This is a genomic window from Pantoea sp. SGAir0215 (assembly GCF_043543215.1).
The window spans coordinates 929,798-952,011 of the sequence record NZ_CP028031.1 but is presented as its reverse complement, the minus strand read 5'-3'; the positions used below and the strand labels follow the sequence as shown (position 1 = coordinate 952,011).

The 22,214-nt window shown below is 54.5% G+C and carries 17 protein-coding genes; 8 read left to right on the top strand and 9 right to left on the bottom strand.

The genetic code is table 11. The features are described 5' to 3' along the window. Positions 1 to 35: 35 nt before the first annotated feature. Complete coding sequence (locus tag C1N64_RS04515; RefSeq protein WP_033739033.1) at positions 36 to 1,154, bottom strand: ROK family transcriptional regulator; 1,119 nt, start codon at positions 1,152 to 1,154, stop codon at positions 36 to 38. Continuing rightward, complete coding sequence (locus C1N64_RS04510; RefSeq protein WP_039339041.1) at positions 1,151 to 2,026, bottom strand: BadF/BadG/BcrA/BcrD ATPase family protein; 876 nt, start codon at positions 2,024 to 2,026, stop codon at positions 1,151 to 1,153. Before C1N64_RS04510 ends, C1N64_RS04515 begins: the two co-directional genes overlap by 4 nt. A 273-nt stretch (positions 2,027 to 2,299) precedes the next feature. Here C1N64_RS04510 and C1N64_RS04505 point away from each other — a divergent pair, with 273 nt between their 5' ends. From C1N64_RS04505 to C1N64_RS04495, 3 genes are all read left to right on the top strand, one after another. Further along, complete coding sequence (locus C1N64_RS04505) at positions 2,300 to 3,460, top strand: Gfo/Idh/MocA family protein (protein WP_058702345.1); 1,161 nt, start codon at positions 2,300 to 2,302, stop codon at positions 3,458 to 3,460. An 832-nt stretch (positions 3,461 to 4,292) separates the two neighbouring features. Continuing rightward, positions 4,293 to 4,898: a hypothetical protein gene (locus C1N64_RS04500; protein ID WP_033739027.1), complete on the top strand. Its 606-nt coding sequence runs from the start codon at positions 4,293 to 4,295 to the stop codon at positions 4,896 to 4,898. A gap of 266 nt (positions 4,899 to 5,164) precedes the next feature. After that, entirely contained in the window at positions 5,165 to 7,555 is a 2,391-nt protein-coding gene (locus C1N64_RS04495) for a glucose/quinate/shikimate family membrane-bound PQQ-dependent dehydrogenase (RefSeq protein WP_394515276.1), read from the top strand. Between the two features lie 41 nt (positions 7,556 to 7,596). On the opposite strand, the gene C1N64_RS04490 is transcribed toward C1N64_RS04495, so the two are convergent. From C1N64_RS04490 to C1N64_RS04480, 3 genes are all read right to left on the bottom strand, one after another. Further along, a complete protein-coding gene (locus tag C1N64_RS04490) occupies positions 7,597 to 8,817 on the bottom strand; it encodes an MFS transporter (RefSeq protein ID WP_058702344.1) in 1,221 nt (406 codons plus the stop codon). 109 nt (positions 8,818 to 8,926) lie between these two features. Continuing rightward, positions 8,927 to 9,823, bottom strand: coding sequence for a LysR family transcriptional regulator (locus C1N64_RS04485; protein WP_394515275.1), 897 nt, complete (start codon positions 9,821 to 9,823; stop codon positions 8,927 to 8,929). A 189-nt stretch (positions 9,824 to 10,012) separates the two neighbouring features. Next, positions 10,013 to 10,381, bottom strand: a complete 369-nt coding sequence (locus tag C1N64_RS04480) for a helix-turn-helix domain-containing protein (RefSeq protein WP_006121688.1) — start codon at positions 10,379 to 10,381, stop codon at positions 10,013 to 10,015. Between the two features lie 233 nt (positions 10,382 to 10,614). Between C1N64_RS04480 and C1N64_RS04475 the strand changes: the two genes are divergently transcribed. The 3 genes from C1N64_RS04475 (at position 10,615) to C1N64_RS04465 (ending at position 13,761) form a co-directional block, all read left to right on the top strand. Then, entirely contained in the window at positions 10,615 to 11,274 is a 660-nt protein-coding gene (locus C1N64_RS04475) for a response regulator (RefSeq protein ID WP_394515274.1), read from the top strand. Then, positions 11,271 to 12,620: a sensor histidine kinase gene (locus C1N64_RS04470; protein WP_006121690.1), complete on the top strand. Its 1,350-nt coding sequence runs from the start codon at positions 11,271 to 11,273 to the stop codon at positions 12,618 to 12,620. The genes C1N64_RS04475 and C1N64_RS04470 overlap by 4 nt, the downstream gene beginning before the upstream one ends. Before the next feature lie 274 nt (positions 12,621 to 12,894). Continuing rightward, positions 12,895 to 13,761, top strand: coding sequence for a nucleoside-specific channel-forming protein Tsx (locus C1N64_RS04465; protein ID WP_006121691.1), 867 nt, complete (start codon positions 12,895 to 12,897; stop codon positions 13,759 to 13,761). Positions 13,762 to 13,865: 104 nt separating this feature from the next. Here the strand turns inward: C1N64_RS04465 and yjdN are convergent, their stop codons facing one another. Further along, the gene (yjdN, locus tag C1N64_RS04460; RefSeq protein WP_394515273.1) at positions 13,866 to 14,303 is read right to left on the bottom strand and encodes a VOC family metalloprotein YjdN; all 438 of its coding nucleotides are present in this window, start codon (positions 14,301 to 14,303) and stop codon (positions 13,866 to 13,868) included. A gap of 572 nt (positions 14,304 to 14,875) precedes the next feature. Here yjdN and C1N64_RS04455 point away from each other — a divergent pair. Next, positions 14,876 to 16,420, top strand: coding sequence for a methyl-accepting chemotaxis protein (locus C1N64_RS04455; RefSeq protein ID WP_033739011.1), 1,545 nt, complete (start codon positions 14,876 to 14,878; stop codon positions 16,418 to 16,420). 307 nt (positions 16,421 to 16,727) lie between these two features. Further along, the gene (locus C1N64_RS04450; protein WP_039339046.1) at positions 16,728 to 18,140 is read left to right on the top strand and encodes an MFS transporter; all 1,413 of its coding nucleotides are present in this window, start codon (positions 16,728 to 16,730) and stop codon (positions 18,138 to 18,140) included. Positions 18,141 to 18,184: 44 nt separating this feature from the next. Here the strand turns inward: C1N64_RS04450 and C1N64_RS04445 are convergent, their stop codons facing one another. Genes C1N64_RS04445 through C1N64_RS04435 form a run of 3 tightly spaced genes read right to left on the bottom strand, consistent with a single transcriptional unit; the run spans position 18,185 to position 22,025 of the window. After that, positions 18,185 to 19,495: a c-type cytochrome gene (locus tag C1N64_RS04445; RefSeq protein ID WP_394515272.1), complete on the bottom strand. Its 1,311-nt coding sequence runs from the start codon at positions 19,493 to 19,495 to the stop codon at positions 18,185 to 18,187. Between the two features lie 11 nt (positions 19,496 to 19,506). Beyond that, positions 19,507 to 21,291 carry a GMC family oxidoreductase gene (locus tag C1N64_RS04440; RefSeq protein WP_006121596.1) on the bottom strand — a complete coding sequence of 595 codons (1,785 nt, stop codon included), beginning with the start codon at positions 21,289 to 21,291 and terminating at the stop codon, positions 19,507 to 19,509. Positions 21,292 to 21,293: 2 nt separating this feature from the next. Further along, complete coding sequence (locus tag C1N64_RS04435) at positions 21,294 to 22,025, bottom strand: gluconate 2-dehydrogenase subunit 3 family protein (RefSeq protein ID WP_054634656.1); 732 nt, start codon at positions 22,023 to 22,025, stop codon at positions 21,294 to 21,296. Positions 22,026 to 22,214: the final 189 nt, after the last annotated feature.

The window sequence follows — 22,214 nt, the reverse complement described above, 5'->3', positions numbered from 1 at the left end:
CCGCATCATCGTACCAGCGGCCTGCGTGCCCCTCGTCAGGTCACCGGTTCTTCGTCTGCCTGTGCAGCCAGCAGGTCGAGCAGCATGTTCACGGCGAAACCCGCCGCGCCCAGGGCCCACATCCGGTTGGATTCGGTCAGAAACTGCAGCGGTGTCATATGAGGCGTAAGCTTCAGACGATAGGCCTGAAAGCTTTGGGTGATATGGTCTAAAAGAATACGCGAGGCCATATGCGGCTCCATAGCCAGATAAACGATATCCGGATCGTAGGCGACCGACAGGTTTGCCAGTGAAATTCCCAGCTCACGACCGGCCTCTTCCAGCGCCGCCAGCACATCGGCCGTCGGACGCTGATCAAGCGCCTGCAGCGTTAACGGACCGCCCTCCTCATCCTGCGCCACACGTTGCAGAATGGCGCGGGACGAGGCCACATCCTCCAGCAGGCGCATCGAGCCATCACCGACCAGGCCATTGCCAATTTCGCCCGCTTTGCCGTGCCGTCCACGGTACAGTCGCCGGTTGAGAATGATGCCCGCACCGATGCCTTTGCCGTACGTGGCGATAACGGCAGACTGTGCATGACCCAGTTGCCCAAAGACCATCGTTGCCATCGCCATCGCGTTGGCATCGTTTTCGATAAAGACCGGCAGAGAAAAGCGCGTTTCCAGTAGCTGCGCAATGGGGACATTTTCCCAGTCGAGAACTTTAGACCGGATGCAGTAGCCGTTTTCGGCATCGACTAAACCGGACAGGGCCAGGCCAATCGCACCGACGTGTTTTTCTTCAACACCGCGTAAAAACCTGGCCAGTGCGTCGCCTAACTGACGCGGCGTGATCGCGCCCGCAGGCATCTGCTGTTCCCCCAGCAAATTGCCGCTGAGATCCGTCATGACGATCAGGTTACGTTCGGCATTCAGCTGGATTCCGATGACGCTGGCGCGATCGGGATTCAGCCCCAGCAGCGTTTTAGGCCGCCCCATTGAGACCCGCCGCAGGCCAAGCTCCTGCACAATGCCCTGGGCGAGCAGGCGGTTGGTCGCCTGAGACACGGTCGACATACTGAGTCCACTGCGAACCTTCAGGTCAGACTGACTGATGGGCGCATGTTCCACAATCAGTCGCAGAATGCGCGCGGTGACGTTGGGAGCGATCATAAAGTCCTCAGATTTGATCGTGCCATCATTAATGCGCCGTCCAGCGCATCGTATTGCGCAGCGACCAGGCGAGCCTGCACATCGCTTGCCAGCCAGGGCAAAATCGGGGTTGCCAGCCCGCCCATTAACGCAACCTGCCCCTGACTGATGGCGGAAAGACGATTCACCATCAAACCAATATCGTGAGCGGTTTGCCGCAGTAAGACGGTCGCATGAGGATCGTCTGCATGTGCCGCGGCGAAAACCTCGGGCACCACGCGCGCCCAGTCGGCCGGCATGGCATCGCGCGTCCACAGCAGCATGGATTCCGGGCTGTGATCAAAACGCGCCATCAGGCTGTGCGTCAATGCGGTACGTTCAACAATGGCTTCATGCGCCAGCAGCGCCAGTCGCAGTGCCCGTCGACCAAGCTCAGCGCCCGATCCCTGGTCGGAAAGCGCAAATCCCCAGCCGCCCAGCAGCGTAAAGCGTTCGCCATCCCATGCCGCGCCCTGGCTCCCGGTGCCGGTAATAAAGACCGCGCCCGGTGCCGCCGCATGCGCACCGGCGCAGGCGATTTCCACATCACTGACGACCTGCAGGGCCGCGCAGTCGGGCTGCCATTGTGCCAGACGTGCCTGAACGGAGGCCACATTGGCCCCTGCTAAACCGGCTACCAGCGACGTGTGAGACAGCGCCTCGGGGGCCAGGCCGGCCTGAGACAGCACCGCCGCGATTAACTGTTCAACGCTGTTCAGTGCGGCATCGAACTGGGACCAGACGTTAGCGGGACCGCCCACAGCCTGGGCCAGGAGCGTGCCCTCGCTGTCGGTTAACCGTGCGCGACACTGGGTGCCGCCGCCATCAATACCAAGGAGATAGTGTGATTGCACGCGCTTCCTCCCGCCTTAACTCATCTCGATTCTGTAATCTGCGAACGATAGGTGAAAAAAACTTAAATCGCAATAACAAATAAATATAGGGAAAAAACAAAAACTATTTTTTATTTAAAATCAGTTAAATAACAAAAAATACGTACGCAAATCACACAACCCGTTATTGACATTACTTTTTCCATCGTAATAAGTTGGTGGTCAGCATCTCAACCATAACGTCCGGTCAGCGGCGTGATTACCGTTGTCAGAACTCAGGATCAGGGGTTTCCCATGAAAGTAGGCATTATTGGTCTCGGCTTTCGTCTTTCTCACGTGGTTAAAGAGTTTCACAAAGCCGATCCCGCATTTTCGCTGGTAGGCTATTGCGATCCCGCACCTGCCGGGCTGCCGAATCTGCACAGTTTTGGTATCGATCCCGGCAAGGCGTTTGACTCCATTGACGCGCTGCTGCAGCACGGCGGCTTTGATTTGTTGCTGGTGGGCTCGCCAAACTTTATGCATCTTGAGCATGTCACGCAGGCGCTGGCAGCAGGTTATACCGTATTTACGGAAAAGCCTGTCGTGATCAATGAAGAACAGACGATGTCGATGGCAAGACTGGTGCGCCAGTACGGTGAAGACCGAATCCTGGTTGGGCTGGTGCTGCGTTATTCGCCGCTGTACCACGATCTGTTGGCCGCACGGGACGATCGTCGACTGGGTGAAATTACCTCAATTGAAGCCACTGAGCATATCAAGCCTTACCATGGCGCGTTCTTTCAGCGCGACTGGCGCAGGCTGGAAAAATATGCCGGCCCCTATATTCTGGAAAAATGCTGTCACGACATCGATCTCTATCAGGGATTAATGCAGGAACGTCCTGTGCGGGTTGCCAGCTTTGGTGGACGTAAATCCTTTACACCGCAACATGCGCCGCAGGGCGCAGTGAATGCGCAGTCTGAGATTTACCATACTAAACCGAGTGGCTGGGCGAGTACCGACGCGGTCTTTGACAGCGATGCGGACATCGTCGATTACCAGACGGCCCTGATTGAATATGCCAGTGGCGCGACGCTCGCCTTTCACGCCAACCTGAATGTCCCGGACGAGTTCCGTCGCTTCTGCGTGATCGGGACTGACGGCATGGCCGAGGGCGATTTTGTCCGTAACTATTTCCGCGTGCACAACGCACGTACCGGCGAAAAAGAGGTTGAAACCATCTATAACGGTAATGCCTATGATGGCCACTACGGGGCCGATGCCTTGATGGCTGAAGAGATCGTGAAACATATTAAGCAGGGCACGCCGCTAAAAGTTTCTGTGATCGATGCACTGGAAGCGGGCCTGACGGCCATTAAGATTGACGAAGCGCGCAAAACCCGCAGCGTCATCGATCTGACCGAAAGCTGGGAAAATTTTGACGCCAACCTGGGAAAAACGGGAACGCCTTAGTTCCCTCCTGATCTTTTCTTCCCCGAGAGCATCAGGTTGATCGCTAGCATCACTGACTGGTACCTCACTCAAACCGGCCCTCTGGGCCGGTTTTTTTTTTAGGGCAAAGGGAAACGTACCGTTTCTTACCAGCCTGCCCGCCGACACGAAAGGTTGCTGACAGCCTGTGCGTGAACGACTCTCCGCACCTGCGACGCCTTTATCAGGTTCACGCTGAGGCGCGCCAGTGTGGCTGCCTGCTTACAGGAGTACAGGAGCCACATTCAGAGTGGCTCCTGTCAGGCCATTCGGCGCTGCACGCGCCTTGCGGCGTCAGGGACCAGTCAGCCACAGCCCGGTTTCTTCGGGCGTTGAGGACAATGCCTGTACCCGCCCTGTCCGGCCTGCCATACCGTTTCGTACGCCCCTCAATTCGTCACGCTATTTAGCAATCTGGTCGCGTTTTCTGTCACGATTATCACAATCATAATTACGTGCGAACGATAAAAAAACCGATAACTCTGCTGCTAACTTTAGCCAGGAGAAAATAAAGCCATAACCGAAGCGGTAAGTCAGGCAAAAACACGACAGTTTATTCTGTGAATCTTAACTGCGGACTTTCCCGATTTCGTAAAGTTATCGCGTGTTGCTAAATTAACATGCGTGCAGTAATCACGTCTGGAAAAACCATTCAACGTTATAATTAGATGTCATATAAAGTTAAATGAATGCCTAATAAGAAGAGTGAGATAATGTGTTTGCCAACAGAATAGCGTATATTCATTGCCGTACTTCACTTTGTTAATGAAAAAATATAACGCACAGCAAACATAAAAAACGTTTCGAAGAGATAATGAAAAATAGCTTATATAACCCTTATATTACTGAGCCTATTCATCACGTCACGAGCCAGGTGGCCGGTATTTGCTATCATCTTCCCAATGCGGACTTTGCACGTCCTGAGAAAATGATACTTAATGACGACAACATTATTTCATTACACAATCACCTTGCAACTGAAGCAGCATTAATGATTATTCCGCTGTGCGATCGCCAGTTAAAGGAATGGATGAATCAGCCTGCGCGTTATTTACCTTTGCAGGATTCACGGGTGCGTATTGGTATTAATTATCACAGTCTTTTGCTTTACCGGGAAAGATTACTGGAATTAATTAACACCTATGCTTTCTGGCTTTTTGATTTCGCACCGCCTGGCGCAGAGTGGCATTTAGTCGAATCTTTTCCCTTTTCCGCAATTGTCCTGAGTGAAACCTTCTTTAATGACAACTATCGGAAATTTAGTTTTCCTTTCTTAATTGAATCGTTAAGGGAAAAAGGCGCCGAGATATTCGTCCGCGGTTATGATCCAACGTTAAGTGCAGAACAACTCGCAGCCGTGAACATCAGCGGCTGGCAATTACAGCGTTTATCGGGCGATCTCATTCCTTTTACGCTTTAACCTTTCCTGCGTTCGATTAGTAATGGATCATATCGAGATGAACCATTAACCCCTTCTAAAGTGTTGCCTTAGGTGCGTTGTTAAGAGTTTTAAGCCAAAAAAATCAAAACTCATACCAATTTTGCTATAACATTTAACACATCTGGATCATCGAGCTTAACGGAAGAGCCTAATTAAGAATGCCTTTAACTTTTGTACTTTATGACTGAAAACAATCTATCTGATTGTTTTCTTGTGTTTTATGGCAACGAAACGAGGTCAACATTATGGGGAAAAACTCCTCATCCTTTAGCGTGGTCCGTTTTTTAACGGTGCTGTTCGCCGTGCTAACGGGTGCGTTCATGTTAATTGGTGGTATCTGGTTAGCCACGATTGGTGGTTCCTGGTACTACATCATTGGTGGTGCAGCTATGCTGCTTACCGCTTTTCTGCTCTGGCGTCGAAACAGTGCTGCGCTGCTGGTCTATGCATTACTGCTGCTGGCGACCCTGGCATGGGGCGTTTGGGAAGTCGGTACTGACTTCTGGGCGCTGGCACCTCGCACCGATGTCCTGGTCATTTTTGGCGTCTGGCTGGTGTTGCCTTTTGTTTACCGGGTCTTTTATCGCCCAGGCAAAGGCCCATTGAGTGCCATGGCGGTTGCCCTGGTGGCCAGTGCAGTCGTATTAGCCTATGCCGTCTTTAACGATCCGCAGGTTGTTAACGGCGCCGTGCCTGCCACAGCAGATACGGCGACGCAGGCTCAGCCGTTGAGCAATGTTGCCGATGCTGACTGGCCAGCTTATGCGCGCGATCAGCAAGGTACACGCTATTCACCGCTGAAGCAGATCAATCACGATAACGTGAAAGAGCTGCAGGTTGCCTGGCAGTTCCAGACCGGCGATATGAAAAAGCCGAGCGATCCCGGTGAAATCACCGATGAAGTGACGCCGATTAAAACCCGCGACACGCTGTATCTCTGCTCACCTCACCAGATTTTGTTCGCCCTGGATGCGGCAACGGGTAAGCAGAAATGGAAATTTGATCCCGGTTTGAAAACTGACCCAACCTTCCAGCATGTTACCTGCCGTGGTGTGTCCTACCACGAGTTCCCGGCAGCTAAAGATGCCGCGAATACGCAGCCTGCGCTGTGCTCGCGTCGTATCTACCTGCCTGTGAACGATGGTCGCCTGTTTGCACTGGATGCGGAAACCGGTGAACGTTGCCCGGCCTTTGGTAATAACGGTGAGCTGGATCTTCAGCACAAACAGCCGGTCACTACGCCTGGCATGTATGAGCCGACCTCTCCGCCAGTGATTACCGACACCACCATCGTGATGGCGGGTGCGGTGACCGATAACTTCTCAACCCGTGAGCCATCCGGCGTTATCCGTGGTTTTGACGTTAATACAGGCAAACTGCTGTGGGTATTTGATCCGGGTGCGAAAGATCCCAACGCGATTCCGGCGGATGAACACACGTTCACCATGAACTCGCCGAACTCCTGGGCACCTGCGGTCTACGATCCGAAACTGGATATCGTTTATCTGCCTATGGGCGTGACAACGCCTGATATCTGGGGCGGTAGCCGCACCCCAGAGCAGGAGCGTTATGCGAGCAGCGTCCTGGCCTTGAATGCCACCACCGGTAAGCTGGTGTGGTCTTATCAGACCGTGCATCACGATCTGTGGGACATGGATCTGCCGTCGCAGCCGACGCTGGCCGATATTACCGATAAAGACGGTAACACCGTGCCGGTGATTTATGCGCCAGCGAAAACCGGGAACATTTTCGTCCTGGACCGCCGTACCGGTAAAACCGTTGTACCGGCCCCCGAAACCCCGGTTCCGCAGGGTGCCGCAAAAGGCGACCACGTCTCTCCGACTCAGCCTTACTCTGAACTGACCTTCCGTCCAAAACAGAATCTGACGGACAAGGACATGTGGGGCGCCACGATGTACGACCAACTGGTGTGCCGCGTGATCTTCAAACGCCTGCGCTATGAAGGTCCGTTCACCCCGCCTTCTGAGCAAGGTACGCTGGTGTTCCCGGGTAACCTGGGCATGTTTGAGTGGGGCGGGATTTCGGTCGATCCGCATCGTCAGATTGCCATTGCCAACCCAATGGCACTGCCGTTTGTGTCCAAGCTGATTCCGCGCGGACCGGGTAACCCGGAAGAGCCACCAGCCGGCGCAACAGGCGGTTCCGGTACCGAAACCGGTATTCAGCCGCAGTACGGCGTGCCGTATGGCGTGGAACTGAATCCGTTCCTGTCACCGTTTGGTCTGCCCTGTAAACAGCCTGCATGGGGTTATGTATCGGCGGTTGACCTGAAAACCAATAAGGTCGTCTGGAAGAAACGTATTGGTACCGTTCGTGACAGTGCGCCAGTGCCGCTGCCATTCAAAATGGGTATGCCAATGCTGGGTGGCCCGGTCGCCACAGCCGGTAAAGTGTTCTTTATTGGCGCAACGGCCGATAACTACCTGCGTGCTTACAGCACCGATACCGGTGAGCTGCTGTGGCAGGCGCGTCTGCCAGCAGGCGGTCAGGCGACACCAATGACTTATGAAGTTAACGGTAAGCAGTACGTCGTGATTGCTGCCGGTGGCCATGGTTCATTTGGTACCAAACTGGGCGATTATGTCATTGCCTATGCACTGCCGGACCAGAAATAACCTGAACCTGTAAAAACAAGGCGGACTCCGGTCCGCCTTTTTTATGCCGACCTTCCGCCCTTTCTGCCCTGCCGCCAGTTTAGCCAGGCGCACACGCCCACCACGAGGCTGGTCGCCAGAAAGACGGGCCGCATGCCCCATGCGCCGCCAATAAACCCGCCGAACACCGGCCCCGTTACCTGCCCGATATACTGCGCCGAGGTGGAATAGCCCAGCATCCGCCCCACCTGCGTGGCCGGAACAGTGTGACGAATAATGGCGGTAATACAGGGCATCAATCCGCCCAGCGCCAGCCCCATCAAAAAACGCAGAGGCAGAAGTTGCCAGGCGTCGGTAATAAACGCCTGCGGAATGAGTAACAGCGCACAGCTCAGCAATCCGCCACTCAGTACGCGCCAGTGGCCGATACGGTCGGCCAGCCTGCCGGCATAAGGCGCGGAAAGAATGCTGCCCAGCGCGGCTGCCGCCATGACCACACCCGACATCAGCGTTATGGCATGCTGCTCATGTAAAAACTGGCCGATATACAGGGTAATGATCGGCTCAATCGACATGTTGGCAAAAATCAGCAGCATGCCTGAGAGCCACATCAGCCTGACGTTAACAAGCTTGTGCGGCGACGGGTCGTCAACCGGCTGAGACAGCTCCTGGTCGGTTTTTCGCACCGGCGGCCGCGCTTTCAGTAAAAAGGTCGTCGCCAGAAAGGCCACAAAGATGATCGCCCCCATCAGCCAGAAGGTCGCTCTAATCCCTATCAGCGGCGGCAGGACGCCACCCAGCAGCGGACCAACAATGTTACCGGCCATCATGCCGGATGCCAGCACACCCAGAGCCCATCCGGTGTGCGCTTTGGGCGTTTGTGCCGCAATCAAAATGGTCGAACCGGAGGCATAACCGCCCAGTAATCCCGCCAGTAAACGCAGCGCCACCAGTTGCCAGGCCGCCGTCGCCATGCCCGTCAGCGCCATGGCTACTGCCATACCCAGACTGGCGCGGATGAGCATCAGCTTACGTCCGTAGCGATCGGCCAGTCTCCCCCACAGCGGTGCAGTTAAGGCCGCACTGAAGAAGGTGGCACCATAGGCGATGCCCGACCAGCGCGCAATTGCAGCAGGCGCGTTGACGCCAAGCTGCTGCACATACAACGGCAAAAACGGCAGCAGAAGCGTCATCGCTACCAGTGTGGTAAAGGAGCCGAATACGCAAACCCACAAGTTGCGTTGCCAGTGTTCAGAGTCAGGTGCTTCCGACGCGGTTGCCATGCGATATCCCCCTTATGTTCAGGGATTCAGGCTACCAATGGTCACGAGACAACAACAGTGAGGGCGGGATATTTGTCTGCTGGCATAGTTTGTTGCTGTATTGCAACAATCAGCGACCACTGAGCTGGCTGATAAGCACATCACAGAGCAGATTGACCGCGGAAACCGCCAGACTTTCCTGATGCACCAGCAGGTAACTCTGCAAGCGATCCATCTGCCACTCTGACAGCACCTGCACAATCGTGCCCTGCGCCAAGGCTTCCTGCACCATGTACGAAGGCAAATAGGCAATACCCGTGCCTGCCAGCGCGGCATTCAGCAAAGCCATACTGTTGTTAGCGCGAAAGCGGCTGCGGACATCCACCGCCAGGCGCTGTTTATCACGGCGAAAAGGCAGCGCAGCCGTGTGTGCCGGACCGTGGAACATCAATAAATCATGGCGCGGTAACAGGCGAGGATGCGAGATAGCAGGATGCTGCGCCAGATAAGCCGGGGCGGCATACAGCCCCCAGTGGATATCGTTCAGTACCCGGAAATTGCCCTGACGTGGCGCATGAGCGCGGATGATAACCGCGACATCCACGCCTTCGTCCATCGTCTCGTCGTTGTTATCCGTCAGACTGAGGTCGACGTTGATGTGCAGATGACCGCGCAGAAAGCGATTGAGGATGGGAACGATGCACTGACAGCCGAAGGTAACGGGAGCCTGCAGGCGCACATGTCCAACGGGATGTTGATGCGTCTCCTGAACAAACGCCTCTGCCCGCTGCATTTCATCCAGCATGCGCACGCAGTAGGGATAGTAAGCCTGGCCTAATTCGGTCAGGGTCATCCTGCGGGTGGTGCGCTGCAGTAAACGGATCCCCAACCGTTGTTCCAGTCCGGCGATCTCCCGACTGATGTGGGATTTTGACACGCCGAGTACGCGCGCGGCTTCTGTGAAGCTTTTTAATTCAACCACGCGTGCAAACACCATCATGGCGATGAGGTTATCGCTGTTATTCATGGGCTTCCTGCGGACATCGCGGCATGCTGCCGCCGGGTGCAACATGGCAGGCGCGCCATGTATCAGGCGTTAAGCATAAAGGAACGTCAGGAAAGCTGACAACATCACGGCGGAAAGGAGGCAGAACATCGCGCGGGCGATGTATGGACATTGCCACAAGCGATCAGGATGGCAATGTCCATACAGAGACTAACTGGCCATGGCGAGAGGAAACAACAAGCGATCCGGTTCAACACGGCGCTGGCGTCGTAACTGGCCGGGCGTCATCATAAAATAGTTTTTAAAGGTGCGCGTGTAGGCCTGTTGCGTATCAAAGCCGTAGTTCATCGCCACCTGCAGGATCGCTTCATTGCTGTTGAGCAGCGTCAGGGCCGATTCGGTCAGGCGGCGCTGGCGGATGTACTCGGCAAGTGAGAAACCGGTGTGCTGGCGAAACAAACGCTGTAAGTGCCAACGGGAATAGCCCGCCCGGCGGGCGACTTCGTCCAGATGCAGATCGTGTCCTAAATTGCTTTCTATCCATTCCAGCAAACTACGAATAAACTCGCGCTGATTCATGGTGTTCTCCTGGTTAAAGCAGATGTGCAGGAACACACTTTAGCGCGCTAAATTTATCCTTTAATTAGCGGAAAATTAGCGCAGAATTAGCAAAGCGCTCCATGCCTGCACCGACGCCAGGTTTTGTCGCCTTCCCGGCCAGTGCGGTAAGAGTGCTGAGGCTGGTAACAGCAATAATTCTGCGCTAATAATCCAGCGCTACACTGGGGTCATTTTTCTGGGGGACGTCATCCATGCGCGTGTTGCTGGTTGAAGATGATGAAATGATCGGTGCCAATTTACAGCAGGCGCTGGAAGCCGCGGGCTGGTCTGTCGACTGGGTACGCGATGGCGTGTATGCGCACAATGCCTGGAGCGAAGGCGGTTACAGTTGCGTGCTGCTCGACCTCGGTCTGCCTCGCGACGACGGGTTGCAGGTGCTCAAACGCGCACGTGGGCGCGGTGATGCCACACCGGTATTAATTCTGACCGCACGCGACACGGTCGCTCAGCGGGTACAGGGCCTGGATTACGGGGCAGATGACTATTTGCTCAAACCCTTTGATCTGCAGGAAGTCATGGCCCGTATGCGCGCGATCACCCGACGCCACCATGGTTCTGCCGATTCGGTGCTGGGCAGCGGCGATGTTCAACTGGATATGTTGACCCGCGAAGTCCTGTACAAAGGGCAGCGTGAACAGCTCACCGCCCGGGAATATGCCCTGCTTTATGCTCTGCTGGAGCGGCCCGGTGCCATTCTGTCACGTGAACAGCTGGAAAACCGTATCTACGGCTGGGGCGAAGAAGTCAGCAGCAATGCCGTGGACGTTCTTATCCACGGGATGCGGCGCAAGCTGGATAATGATGTGATTCGCAACGTGCGTGGGCTGGGCTGGCGAGTACCGGCAATATGAAAATCTTTATGCGTTCATTACGAAATAAATTACTCAGTACCCTGCTGTTGATTCATTTACTGATGATTGGCGGTGTCGCCTGGTATTTTTTTAACTGCTACGGCGAAATGGTTGGCGTCATTAAGGACGAACAGCTCGCCAAGCTGGCCGATGCGTGGTCCGTTAACCGTGAAATCCCCCCGTTGATGCCGGTGATTGCGCCTGCGCATAAGATCAAAAGTGCCTTTGTCATTCAACTGTGGGATGCGCAGGGCCGGTTACGATCCAGCTCATGGCCAGAGTTGCATGCGCCCTTACAGCCGGAAAATGGCTACAAAGACGTGCAGATCGGTGACTGCCGCGACTGTGAATGGCGCATTTACACCCGTTCCGGTCAGCCAGGCAGTGAGATTAAAACCATTCAGGTCATGCTGAACCTGAGCTACATGAAAGAGATGATGGTGCGACGGGCGCTATCGGCGATTATTCCGCTGATTTTGATGATGCCGCTGTCGCTGCTGGTCATCTGGCTGGTCGTGCGCAAGATCACCCGGGATTTGCGCGTTGCCTCGCGAGAAATCGCCGCCCAGGATGCGCACCATCCCCACAGCGTATCGCCGGAACGGCTGCCCGACGAAATTCAGCCCCTGGTTGAGGCCTACAACTCCTTACTGGATAAACTGCGTGCCGCCTGGTCTTCACAACGTCAGTTTATGGAAGATGCCGCTCATGAACTGCGGACGCCGGTCACCGCCGTCACGCTGCAACTGGAAAATCTGCGTCAGCACATTCAACCCGGTGAGGCCAGCCGTCAGTTCGCTCAACTGGAATCAGGTGTGACCCGCACGCGCCATCTGGTCACTCAACTGCTGAATATGTCGCGCTGGGAAGATCAGTCAGTCGTCGCGCACCTCGAAAATATCGATCTGGAAGATGTGCTGAAAGAGAGTATTGAACAGCTCATGGTTGTGGCGGATAAACGCGGTATCGACATTGGCTTTAGCGGCACCACGCACTATCGACTGCAGGCCGGGCGTTCCGAACTTCGCAGCCTGTTTGATAATCTGATTGGCAACGCGATGTTACATACGCCTGAAGGCAGCATGGTCGATGTGCTGCTGCATCGTGTGGCGGGACAAACCGTTGTCGACATCGTTGATAACGGTCCGGGTGTACCGGAATCCTTTCTTGAACGCGCATTCGATCGCTTTGCCCGTTCACCCGACGTTAAAGCGCAGGGCAGCGGTTTAGGTCTGTCTATCGTGCGCAGCGTCGCCCAGAAACACCATATCGACGTTGCCCTTGCCAACTGTCGGGACGCACAAGGCCTGCGCTGCGGTTTTCAGGTGCGCGTCACCTTTCCCTGATTCCTGCCGATCGATTCGGAACCCGACAACGTAAACGGTTGCCTGGTTCCGTTCGCCACAACCCTATATTGTGATAATCATCACAATTATGATGAATTGTTATGCAACACATTTTGACAAATGTGATCAAAAGCTATTTTCTATCTCTCTGTTACAGGCACGCTACGCTAACTAAAACAGGCGGCCTGAGTACATTACTGCCCAACCTTTGGGATTGATTTCCAAACAGCACGCAAACGATTGTCTTGCGTATGAAAACCAGTGGTCAAATATAATGAAATTTAAAACGTTAGTTGCAGGTGCCCTGCTGGCAGGCTCCCTGAACGGTGCAGTGCAGGCTGCAGAAAACGATCCCCAGTACCTTTCCGACTGGTGGCATCAGAGCGTCAACGTGGTGGGCAGTTACCACACCCGCTTCGGGCCCCAGTTCAATAACGATGTCTATCTGGAATACGAAGCGTTCGCCAAAAAAGACTGGTTTGATTTTTACGGCTACGTTGACCTGCCAAACTTCTTTGGCGTAGGTAACAACAACGCCAACGGTATTTTCGACCACGGTTCACCCCTGTTCATGGAAATCGAACCGCGTTTCTCTATTGATAAACTGACCGGCACCAGCCTGGCTTTCGGTCCGTTTAAAGAGTGGTATTTTGCCAACAACTATATCTACGATATGGGCCGTAACAGCGCAAACCGCCAGAACACCTGGTACATGGGCCTGGGCACCGACATCGATACGCACAGCGATATCGGTCTGTCACTGAACGTCTATGCCAAGTACCAGTGGGAAAACTACGGTGCTGCGAACGAAGACAGCTGGGACGGCTATCGCTTTAAGGTGAAGTATTTCGTGCCAATCACCACACTTTGGGGTGGTAACCTGGGCTATGTAGGCTTTACCAACTTCGACTGGGGCTCAGACTTGCGTGATAAGACCGGGCCGATCCGTACCAGTAATTCCATCGCCTCCAGTCATATCCTGTCACTGGGCTACGAGCACTGGCACTTCTCTGCTGTGGCGCGTTACTTCCATAACGGCGGTCAGTGGGGAGACGGTCAGGAGTTAGGTTTTGGCAGCAGCGCGTCTGAAATTAAATCAACGGGCTGGGGTTACTATCTGGTGGCTGGCTATAACTTCTGATCAGTTTGTTGCAAGACAGGCACGGTAATTGACGGTGGCCTTCCCCCTGGGAAGGCCACTGTTGTATGCGCCATCCAACGCCGTTGAACGGCATCACCGACAAATTACTCGTCTGATTTAACAACGTTAATGCGCCACGGAATATTGAATTTATCAATAAACATGGCGAAGCCATCAGACCAGAAAGTTTTTTGCCACGGTGTGGTGACTTTCCCGCCTGCTGACAGCTTTTCAAACCAGGCTTTACCCTGTTTTGCATCCGTGGTCGCCAGACTGACGGCATAGCCTGCGTGCTCTGACGCCGGTGGCTGGTCAGGATTGCCGTCACTCATCATCAGTTCGCCCTGCCCGATACGCAGATGCGCATGCATAATTTTTTCAGGTGGCAACGGGGGTGCAGACTGGTCGCCAATCTGTTCACCCTGCTCCGGCATATCACCAAACGTCATTTTTTGCAGCAGCTGTCCACCTGTTGCCTGCAAATAGAATTCCATCGCCTCTTCACAGCGACCATAGAGAAACAAATAAGGACATACTTGCATTATTACCTCGATACAGGTGAGTAGAAACTTCCTTATAAAGAAGTAATAAGTGTAGACGACAGCGCAGAGAAGAGGATTCATAACGGCGCAAAGAATCTCCTTTCAGAGGATTTACCCAATCGCCTGAGACGTCGCCCCCGTTTTTTTTCAATTAAATCAATGCCTGGTACGCTAATAATGTTTTACGTGTTAATAACCATATTATCTCACAGGCAATAGTCACTTTTATTTACTACTGCAAGGATTAGAATTAACCCTTAAATTACAATACCTTAAAATAAATAATAAATGAACTGTTCAGACAAATGCTGACAACCGCACTTTCCTGCTTTGCACTTCCTCGTTGACTCAACCTATTACTGGACCTGAAAACCATACCGCCGGCGTTAACGCATGAAATAACCGAAGCGGCAAGCGAAACGTCAACCTGATAATAGTGAATCAGTTGGTTCATTATTTCGCTTATGTTTTATGCACTTAATTCTGTGCTTATTTCGGTGCGTTCCAGCTAAATATTTAGCCCCAGGATGCCGATATATCTGTCCATAATCCCCCCTGTTCAGGACTGTGTTATGTCGTTAAAAAAATCATCACTGTTGGTGTTGTCTTTTCTGTTAATTCTTTTTCTTATCAGTATTTCCGTCAGCATCTGGTTACTGGCCCGCAGCAACGCGTCACTTAATGCCGTGAATAAAGAAATTCGTGTGGTGCTGTCGGTGATTGACCCCATCAACCACAGTCGTACCTTACGCGTCCGTCTGATGGAGTACATGAAAGAGACGGAGAATGGTGGCCCGCAGGGCGCCGCTTCACTGGACAGCGTAAAAAGCGTTGCCGCTAAAGCCGATGCCGCTTTCCAGGCTTATCTGAACGCGCCACGTATTCCGGGAGAAGAAGCGGAAGCAGAACGCTATCGTCAGGCTTACCTGGCCTACCGCGATCAGGGCATTCAGCCTTTAATCGCAGCGGCCGAGGCCGGGGACCAGCAGCGCTTTAAAAACCAGATCGCAAACGTCGTGCGCCTGGATCGCCAGTATGAAATTGTCCTGGACAAGGTGCTGGCACAACATGAAGCCTTTGCGAAGAAACTCAATACGGATGCCCAGAGCAACTTTTCCTCTGGGATCCTGTTGTTAGTCGTATTTGGTGTGCTGTTTCTTGCCATTATCGTGGCCATACTGGTCTTTGTCAGACGCTATATTTTATCGCCGCTTGATCACGCCAAAGCCCACTGCAGCCAGATTGCCGCAGGAATTCTGGACAAACCGGTGCCGGTCAATACCGGTTCAAAGAGCGAGATTCAGCAGTTAATGACCTCTATGGAAAGCATGCGTACCGCGCTGACCGGCATTATTACCCGCGTCCGCCAGGCAACCCAGGCGGTCTCTTTCGCCTCGCAGGAAATTGCCAGCGGCAACGTTGACCTGGCCTCGCGCACGGAACAGCAGGCCGCAGCCCTGACCGAAACGGCCGCCAGTATGGAGCAGCTGGGCGCGACCGTGAAACAGAATACGGACAATGTCTTTGAAGCCTGCCGTCTGGCCAGCGAAGCCGTGAAGAATGCGGAGAGCGGCGAACACGTGTCCCAGCAGGTCATCGTTTCCATGTCAAAAATTAACGAGAGTTCGAAAAAAATCGAAGACATCACCAACGTCATTAACGGCATAGCGTTCCAGACCAATATTCTGGCGTTGAACGCGGCCGTTGAAGCCGCGCGAGCCGGTGAGCAAGGTCGCGGATTTGCCGTGGTAGCGGGCGAAGTACGCAATCTCGCCCAGCGCAGTGCGGTGGCGGCAAAAGAAATTGAAGGACTGATTGCAGAATCGGTGGCGACAATCCGGGTCGGCTCCGATCAGGTCAGCCAGACCGGTGAAGCGATGAATGCGATTATTGCCTCGGTCGGCCGGGTCAACGTTCTGATGGATCACATTTCGACGGCCTCCAATGAGCAGCATCATGGTATCAGCCAGATTGAAAAGGCGGTGACCGAAATGGACAGCGTGACCCAGCAAAACGCCGCACTGGTGCAGGAATCGGCCGCCGCGGCCGCGTCGCTGGAGGAGCAGGCGCAGTACCTGACACATTCCGTGTCGGCGTTCCGTCTGGCTGACGCCTAATCGCCTGCCCACCCCGGAAAAAAAGCGGGGCGGGCAGGGAAGTCTGTCAGGTGATATCTCCACCTGACAGGCTGTTATCGCATCTGACTTGACCTTATTTCTCTCTGCACCGCGTCTGAACGCTGACCGCCCATCCGATCCAGCCATAACTGGACTCTGCCCTGTTAAAAATTCACCACTATTCCTATCGGCAAGAATCAGAGAATTGATTATTCTGCTGCTTCCTGCTCGCGAACGGGCACCTGTTTCAAAGCGATTATTGCCTGTAGTGAGAATGGCCATCATCCTTACATGAGGTTTACTCTAAATGACACCAGCCTTGACTTCAGGGATGGCACCGACGTCTGCCTCGTCGACTGCCCATACCAGCTTAGCCGGGCGCATTGACGCGCTGCCCTCTTCTGGCGGTTTGTGGCGATTCATCTCGCTACTGGCGTTAGGCGGCTTTTTTGAACTCTACGATCTGTTTGAAACCGGCTATATCAGCACAGGGTTACTGGCCGCCGGCATTTTCCATGCGGGCAGCGCCGGTATTCTGGGCATTACCGATCAGGCCGCATTTGCGTCGGCGACCTTTCTGGGCTTATTTGTGGGGGCCAGTTTGCTTACGCCTTTTGCCGATCGGTTTGGCCGTCGGCTGACCTTTATCTGTGCGTTAGCTTGGTACGGATTTTTCTCGTTACTGATGGCGTTTCAGCACAGCGCAGAGATGGTGATTCTGTGTCGCTTTTTGGTCGGTATTGGGTTGGGCGTGGAGCTGGTAACCATCGACACCTACCTGAGCGAATGGGTGCCCACGCATCTGCGTAACCGGGCGTTTGCCTTCTCCTTTTTTATTCAGTTTTTATCGGTGCCAACAGTGGCGCTCATGTCATGGTGGCTGATGCCGCAACATATTCTGGGCCTGGAGGGCTGGCGTTGGGTGGTCATCGCGGGCGCTGTCTGCTCGCTGATTATCTGGCTGGTGCGTAAAAACCTGCCGGAATCCGCCCGCTGGCTGGCCCAGCAGGGACGGCATGAAGACGCCCATGCCGTGATGTCGGCCATGGAAAAACGCTGCGGCATCGTGCCCGGCCAACACCTGACGCACTCACAGCCTGCGGCAGCCTCTGACACGAAAAGCCGCTTCCGCGACATCTGGGCTCCGCGCTACCGTAACCGCACCCTGATGCTGGTGATAATGAACTTCTTCCAGGCGATTGGCTTCTACGGCTTTGGTAACTGGCTGCCTGCGCTGCTGTCCGGGCAGGGTACGTCCATTACCCATAGCCTGCTGTATGCCTTTTTTATCACGCTGGCCTATCCCATCGGCTCGTTGATTTGTGGCAGCTTTACCAGCCAGCTTGAGAATAAATGGCAAATCGTCCTTTCTTCGCTGATGACAGTGGTGTTTGGTACGCTGTTTGCCCTGCAGACGAACCCGGTGTTGCTGGTGATATGCGGATTTTTGATCACCTTCTCTAATGCCTGGCTGACCTGCAGTTATCATGCTTACCAGACCGAGATTTTCCCGACCGCTATCCGCGCCCGAGCAGTAGGTTTTTGCTACTCCTTTAGTCGGTTATCGACCGCCTTTAGCAGTCTTCTGATCGGCGTGATTTTGCAGCACACCGGTACGCATGGCGTCATCGCCTTTATTGTATTGAGCATGCTGATGGTGATGCTGTCGGTGGGCGTTTTTGGTCCTAAGACGCGCGGTATGACGCTGGAAAATATTTGATCGTGCAGCCTTCCCCCGGTGGGGGAAGGCTGCAACCTAACGTGTTACTTGCCTTCTAACACCTTGATATCTGCACTGCCCTGACGATCTTTCACATCCTTGCGCAGGTCAGCCACCTGCTTCGCGGTGACCATTCCCGGTACGTTATTGCCCCAGCTGTGACGGATGAAGTTCACCACGTCTGCGACCTGTTGATCGTTCAGACGCCAGCCAAAGGCAGGCATGGTAATCGTTGACGGCGCGCCCTTCACCCCACGCAGCTCGCCTCCGACCAGCACAATGTGAATCAGCGAGGTCGGATCGTCCGCCATCACCACCGGGTTGCCGCGCAGCGCGGGATAAAAGCGTGTATAGCCGCTGCCGTCCGTTTTATGGCAGGCCGCACAGCTGTCGACATAGACCGCAGCGCCTGTCTGGCTGTCATCGCCTTTCCATAAGGCCTTCGCGGTCGCGTCATCCACGCTAAAAGCCACCTGATGCGGATCTTTCGCACCCAGCGACTTCAGGTAACGGGCAATCGCCGTGATGTCGTCATCCGTCAGGTGCTGCAGGCTGTGATCAACCACATCCACCATGCCGCCAAAGGCTGAGGTGTGATCGTTACGGCCATAGCGCAGGAACTGGCGCAGGTCATCCTCACTCCAGCGGCCCAGGCCGTCACGGTTGTCCCCGCGCAGGTTGCTGGCGGTCCAGCCATCAATCGGCGCACTGCTGCCCGCCAGATAATCGTTACTGTCGGCGTTGGTTAACGCTTTCTCCTGCATGGTCACGCTACGCGGCGTATGGCAGGCACCGCAGTGACCCAGCCCTTCTACCAGGTAACGGCCTCGCGCCAGCGTCGGATCCTCCTGCGCGGCAGGCTGGAACGCTTTTACATCCGGTGCGAACAGGTTGCGCCAGATCGCCAGCGGCCAGCGCATCGACAGAGGCCAGGGGATATCGCTCGCTTTGTTGGCCTGACTGACAGGGGCGACGCCATGCATGAAGTAGGCATACAGCGCCTTCATGTCCTCATCGCTGACCACCGCATAAGAGGGATAAGGCATGGCGGGATAGAGCGTATCGCCATTTTTCACAATACCGTGCCGCACGGCTTTCTGAAAGTCATCGTAGCTGTAATCACCAATCCCGGTCGATTTATCCGGCGTGATGTTCGTTGAGTAGATCGTGCCAATCGGCGTGGCCATCGGCAAGCCACCTGCGAAGGGCTTGCCGCCTTCACTGCTGTGGCAGGCGACACAGTCGCCCGCGCGGGCCAGATACTCGCCGCGTTTTATCAGATCGCTAGTGCTCTCATCGGCCAGGGCAACAAAGGAAATACCGCCCAGAATCAGGGCTAAAATGCCGTTTTTCATCGCCATCATCCTTATGCCTGCACCAGAGGGCCTGGGTTTTTCAGATACTGCTCGCGAATCGCTTTCGCTGACCAGTAAGTCAATGCCGCCACCATACCGGTGGGGTTATAGCCGAGTCCCTGAGGAAACGCCGATGCGCCAGGCACAAAGACGTTAGGCACATCCCAGCTTTGCAGATAGCGGTTAACCGCGCTGGTTTTAGGATCCTCACCCATAATCGCCCCGCCGCTGATGTGGGTGGTCTGGTAGACGGTGGTGTCGAAATGTGTGCCGGGTTTTTTAGCCCCGCCAATGATCATTTTCGGGTTCATGGCTTCGGCGATTTTATGCATTTTCCCCACCATAAACTGCGCCATCTTGATGTCATTTTCCTGCCAGTCAAACGTCATACGCAGCAGTGGCTGACCGTAGGCGTCTTTATAATTCGGGTCCAGATCCAGATAGTTCACGCGGTAAGACTGGTGCGCACCATGGGCATCCATAGAAAGGTGATGCGTGTACGTATCGGCAACGGCGGCCTTCCACTGGCTACCCCAGTTAGGTGTTCCCGGCGGGGTGGGCAGACCCGAGATGGGTTTGGTGCCCGCCTGATTGACCCAGAATGGCGATCCACCGACAAAACCATGCGGCCCGTGGTCAAAGTTATCGGCGTTGAAATCATCCACGCCGACACCGGCACCGCCTGCCCCAATAAACGGGTTGGTGGTGGTGTTTTTATCGAACAGTGCTTTCAGCGTCGACAGGTTCTGGTAGGCAAAGTTGCGTCCGACCGTGCCTTCGTTAGTGATCGGGTTGTAAGGCTGGCCAATGCCGGACAGCAGCATTAAGTGGACATTGTGGAACTGGAAGGCTGACAGGATGACCAGATCTGCCGGTTGCACATGTTCACGCCCCTGCGCGTCTACATAGGTGACGCCGGTAGCGCGTTTCTTATCGTCCGTGAGGTTGACGCGCAGCACATAAGCATTATTGCGCAGTTCAAACTTTGGCTCCTGACGCAGCGCAGGCAGGATATTCACATTAGGTGAGGCCTTGGAATACATATAGCAGGCGTAACCGCTGCAGTAGCCGCAGAAGTTGCACGGTCCCATCTGCGCGCCATAGGTGTTGGTATAAGGACCTGAGGTATTCGCCGAGGGCAGATCGTAAGGATGATAGCCTACTGACTCGGCGGCCTGGGCAAACAGCTGTGCTGACCAGGTGCGCTTTTGCGCGGGCAACGGAAAGTTGTCAGAGCGATCGGGCGCAAACGGGTTACCGCCTTTGTCTTTGCCGACAACCTTACCCTGAATACTCCAGGCACTACCGGAGGTGCCAAACACTTTTTCTGCTTTATCAAAAAATGGCTCCAGCTCCTGGTAGTCCACGCCGAAATCCTGAATGGTCATCCCTTCAGGAATAAACTTTTTACCGTAGCGCGCCTCATAGTGGCTGCGAAGTTTTAGCTCAACCGGATCGACCCGAAAATGTACACCTGACCAGTGCAGTCCTGCGCCACCGGTGCCGGTGCCCGGCAGGAAAGCTGCTAACTGGCGATACGGCACGGCAGTCTGTGACGCATCATGACGGATAGTGACGGTGCTTTTGGACAGATCCTGGAACAGCTTTTTTCGGATGTTATAGGTCAGTTCATCAATCGACTGTGGATAGGATCCATCGGGATAGGTATCACGATGCGGACCGCGTTCCAGTGCCAGCACATTCAGACCGGCCTCGGTCAGCTCTTTGGCCATAATGGCCCCTGCCCAGCCAAAGCCGACAATCACGGCATCCACTTTCTTTAATTCATTTGCCATGCTCAGCTTCTCTCTCCACGAATCGACACTGACGGGAACGGATACCGTTCACCGCGCTCTACCCAGTCCATAAAATCGGCGCGGGCGCCAGGGAAGTTGATGAGCTTCCAGCCCACCATGCCCTGATTGCCACCATGGATCGGATCGCTAAAGAAGCCTTCACGGGTGTTTTGCAGGAGGTAAGAGAAAAACACGTTGGCGGGGAGCTGGCTGAAATGGGCCTTGCCGCTCTCCATCGCCTGAAGCGCCGCATCCTGCTGTTCAGCGCTCAGTTGGGCAAAGACCTTACCGTACTGCTGCCGGCTATACTGGTCGGCATCGGCCAGGCCGAGACGGTAAATCTGCTGCGGTACCAGCGGCAGCTGATAGCCCATTTCTTTGGGGAGATCCGGGTTAAAGGGGCCCTGCATATACCAGTTGGCCCCGGTGGCATAAGGCGTATTCATCTGGCGATCGATAAACTCCGGCACGCCCGCTTCCAGCGCGCCCGGACCGCGTTCATCGGCGGGGATCAGCCGCGCCACGGCAGCGTTGATAAACGCAAATTCCTCGGCAGTAAACCAACTGGGTTGATAGTCTCGGGCGACCTGGCTTTCGGCAGGCGTTGCGGCCTGTGCCTGAGCGGGTGCAGAAAAGGCACCCAATGCGCTGCTGCCTACCGCCACTGCGGGCGCCAGGGTGATGGTCTTCAGCAAAAAATCCCTGCGTGAATGACCCTTTTTCTGGTCTGACATGACATTGCCTCATCACCGCATCAACTGCGGTACGAAAAAGAGAAGTGAATGCGCGTTGTAGTGGTTTTTATTTGCGGATTTCGGGTACAACAAGCTGTTACCGGTAACAGTGGCGCTAAGTGTAACACCATTACCGACAAATACTTAGTTTAAGGAAACAAAAAAGCACAATTTCATTAACATATAAGT

What these genes read in the sequence shown, in the direction of transcription:
- C1N64_RS04455 (WP_033739011.1), top strand. Translation starts at nt 14,876, where the DNA reads ATGTCGTTAAAAAAATCATCACTGTTGGTGTTGTCTTTTCTGTTAATT.
- C1N64_RS04500 (WP_033739027.1), top strand. Translation starts at nt 4,293, where the DNA reads ATGAAAAATAGCTTATATAACCCTTATATTACTGAGCCTATTCATCAC.
- C1N64_RS04505 (WP_058702345.1), top strand. Translation starts at nt 2,300, where the DNA reads ATGAAAGTAGGCATTATTGGTCTCGGCTTTCGTCTTTCTCACGTGGTT.
- yjdN (WP_394515273.1), bottom strand. Translation starts at nt 14,303, where the DNA reads ATGCAAGTATGTCCTTATTTGTTTCTCTATGGTCGCTGTGAAGAGGCG.
- C1N64_RS04495 (WP_394515276.1), top strand. Translation starts at nt 5,165, where the DNA reads ATGGGGAAAAACTCCTCATCCTTTAGCGTGGTCCGTTTTTTAACGGTG.
- C1N64_RS04490 (WP_058702344.1), bottom strand. Translation starts at nt 8,817, where the DNA reads ATGGCAACCGCGTCGGAAGCACCTGACTCTGAACACTGGCAACGCAAC.
- C1N64_RS04470 (WP_006121690.1), top strand. Translation starts at nt 11,271, where the DNA reads ATGAAAATCTTTATGCGTTCATTACGAAATAAATTACTCAGTACCCTG.
- C1N64_RS04465 (WP_006121691.1), top strand. Translation starts at nt 12,895, where the DNA reads ATGAAATTTAAAACGTTAGTTGCAGGTGCCCTGCTGGCAGGCTCCCTG.
- C1N64_RS04480 (WP_006121688.1), bottom strand. Translation starts at nt 10,381, where the DNA reads ATGAATCAGCGCGAGTTTATTCGTAGTTTGCTGGAATGGATAGAAAGC.
- C1N64_RS04515 (WP_033739033.1), bottom strand. Translation starts at nt 1,154, where the DNA reads ATGATCGCTCCCAACGTCACCGCGCGCATTCTGCGACTGATTGTGGAA.
- C1N64_RS04440 (WP_006121596.1), bottom strand. Translation starts at nt 21,291, where the DNA reads ATGGCAAATGAATTAAAGAAAGTGGATGCCGTGATTGTCGGCTTTGGC.
- C1N64_RS04435 (WP_054634656.1), bottom strand. Translation starts at nt 22,025, where the DNA reads ATGTCAGACCAGAAAAAGGGTCATTCACGCAGGGATTTTTTGCTGAAG.
- C1N64_RS04485 (WP_394515275.1), bottom strand. Translation starts at nt 9,823, where the DNA reads ATGAATAACAGCGATAACCTCATCGCCATGATGGTGTTTGCACGCGTG.
- C1N64_RS04475 (WP_394515274.1), top strand. Translation starts at nt 10,615, where the DNA reads ATGCGCGTGTTGCTGGTTGAAGATGATGAAATGATCGGTGCCAATTTA.
- C1N64_RS04450 (WP_039339046.1), top strand. Translation starts at nt 16,728, where the DNA reads ATGACACCAGCCTTGACTTCAGGGATGGCACCGACGTCTGCCTCGTCG.
- C1N64_RS04445 (WP_394515272.1), bottom strand. Translation starts at nt 19,495, where the DNA reads ATGAAAAACGGCATTTTAGCCCTGATTCTGGGCGGTATTTCCTTTGTT.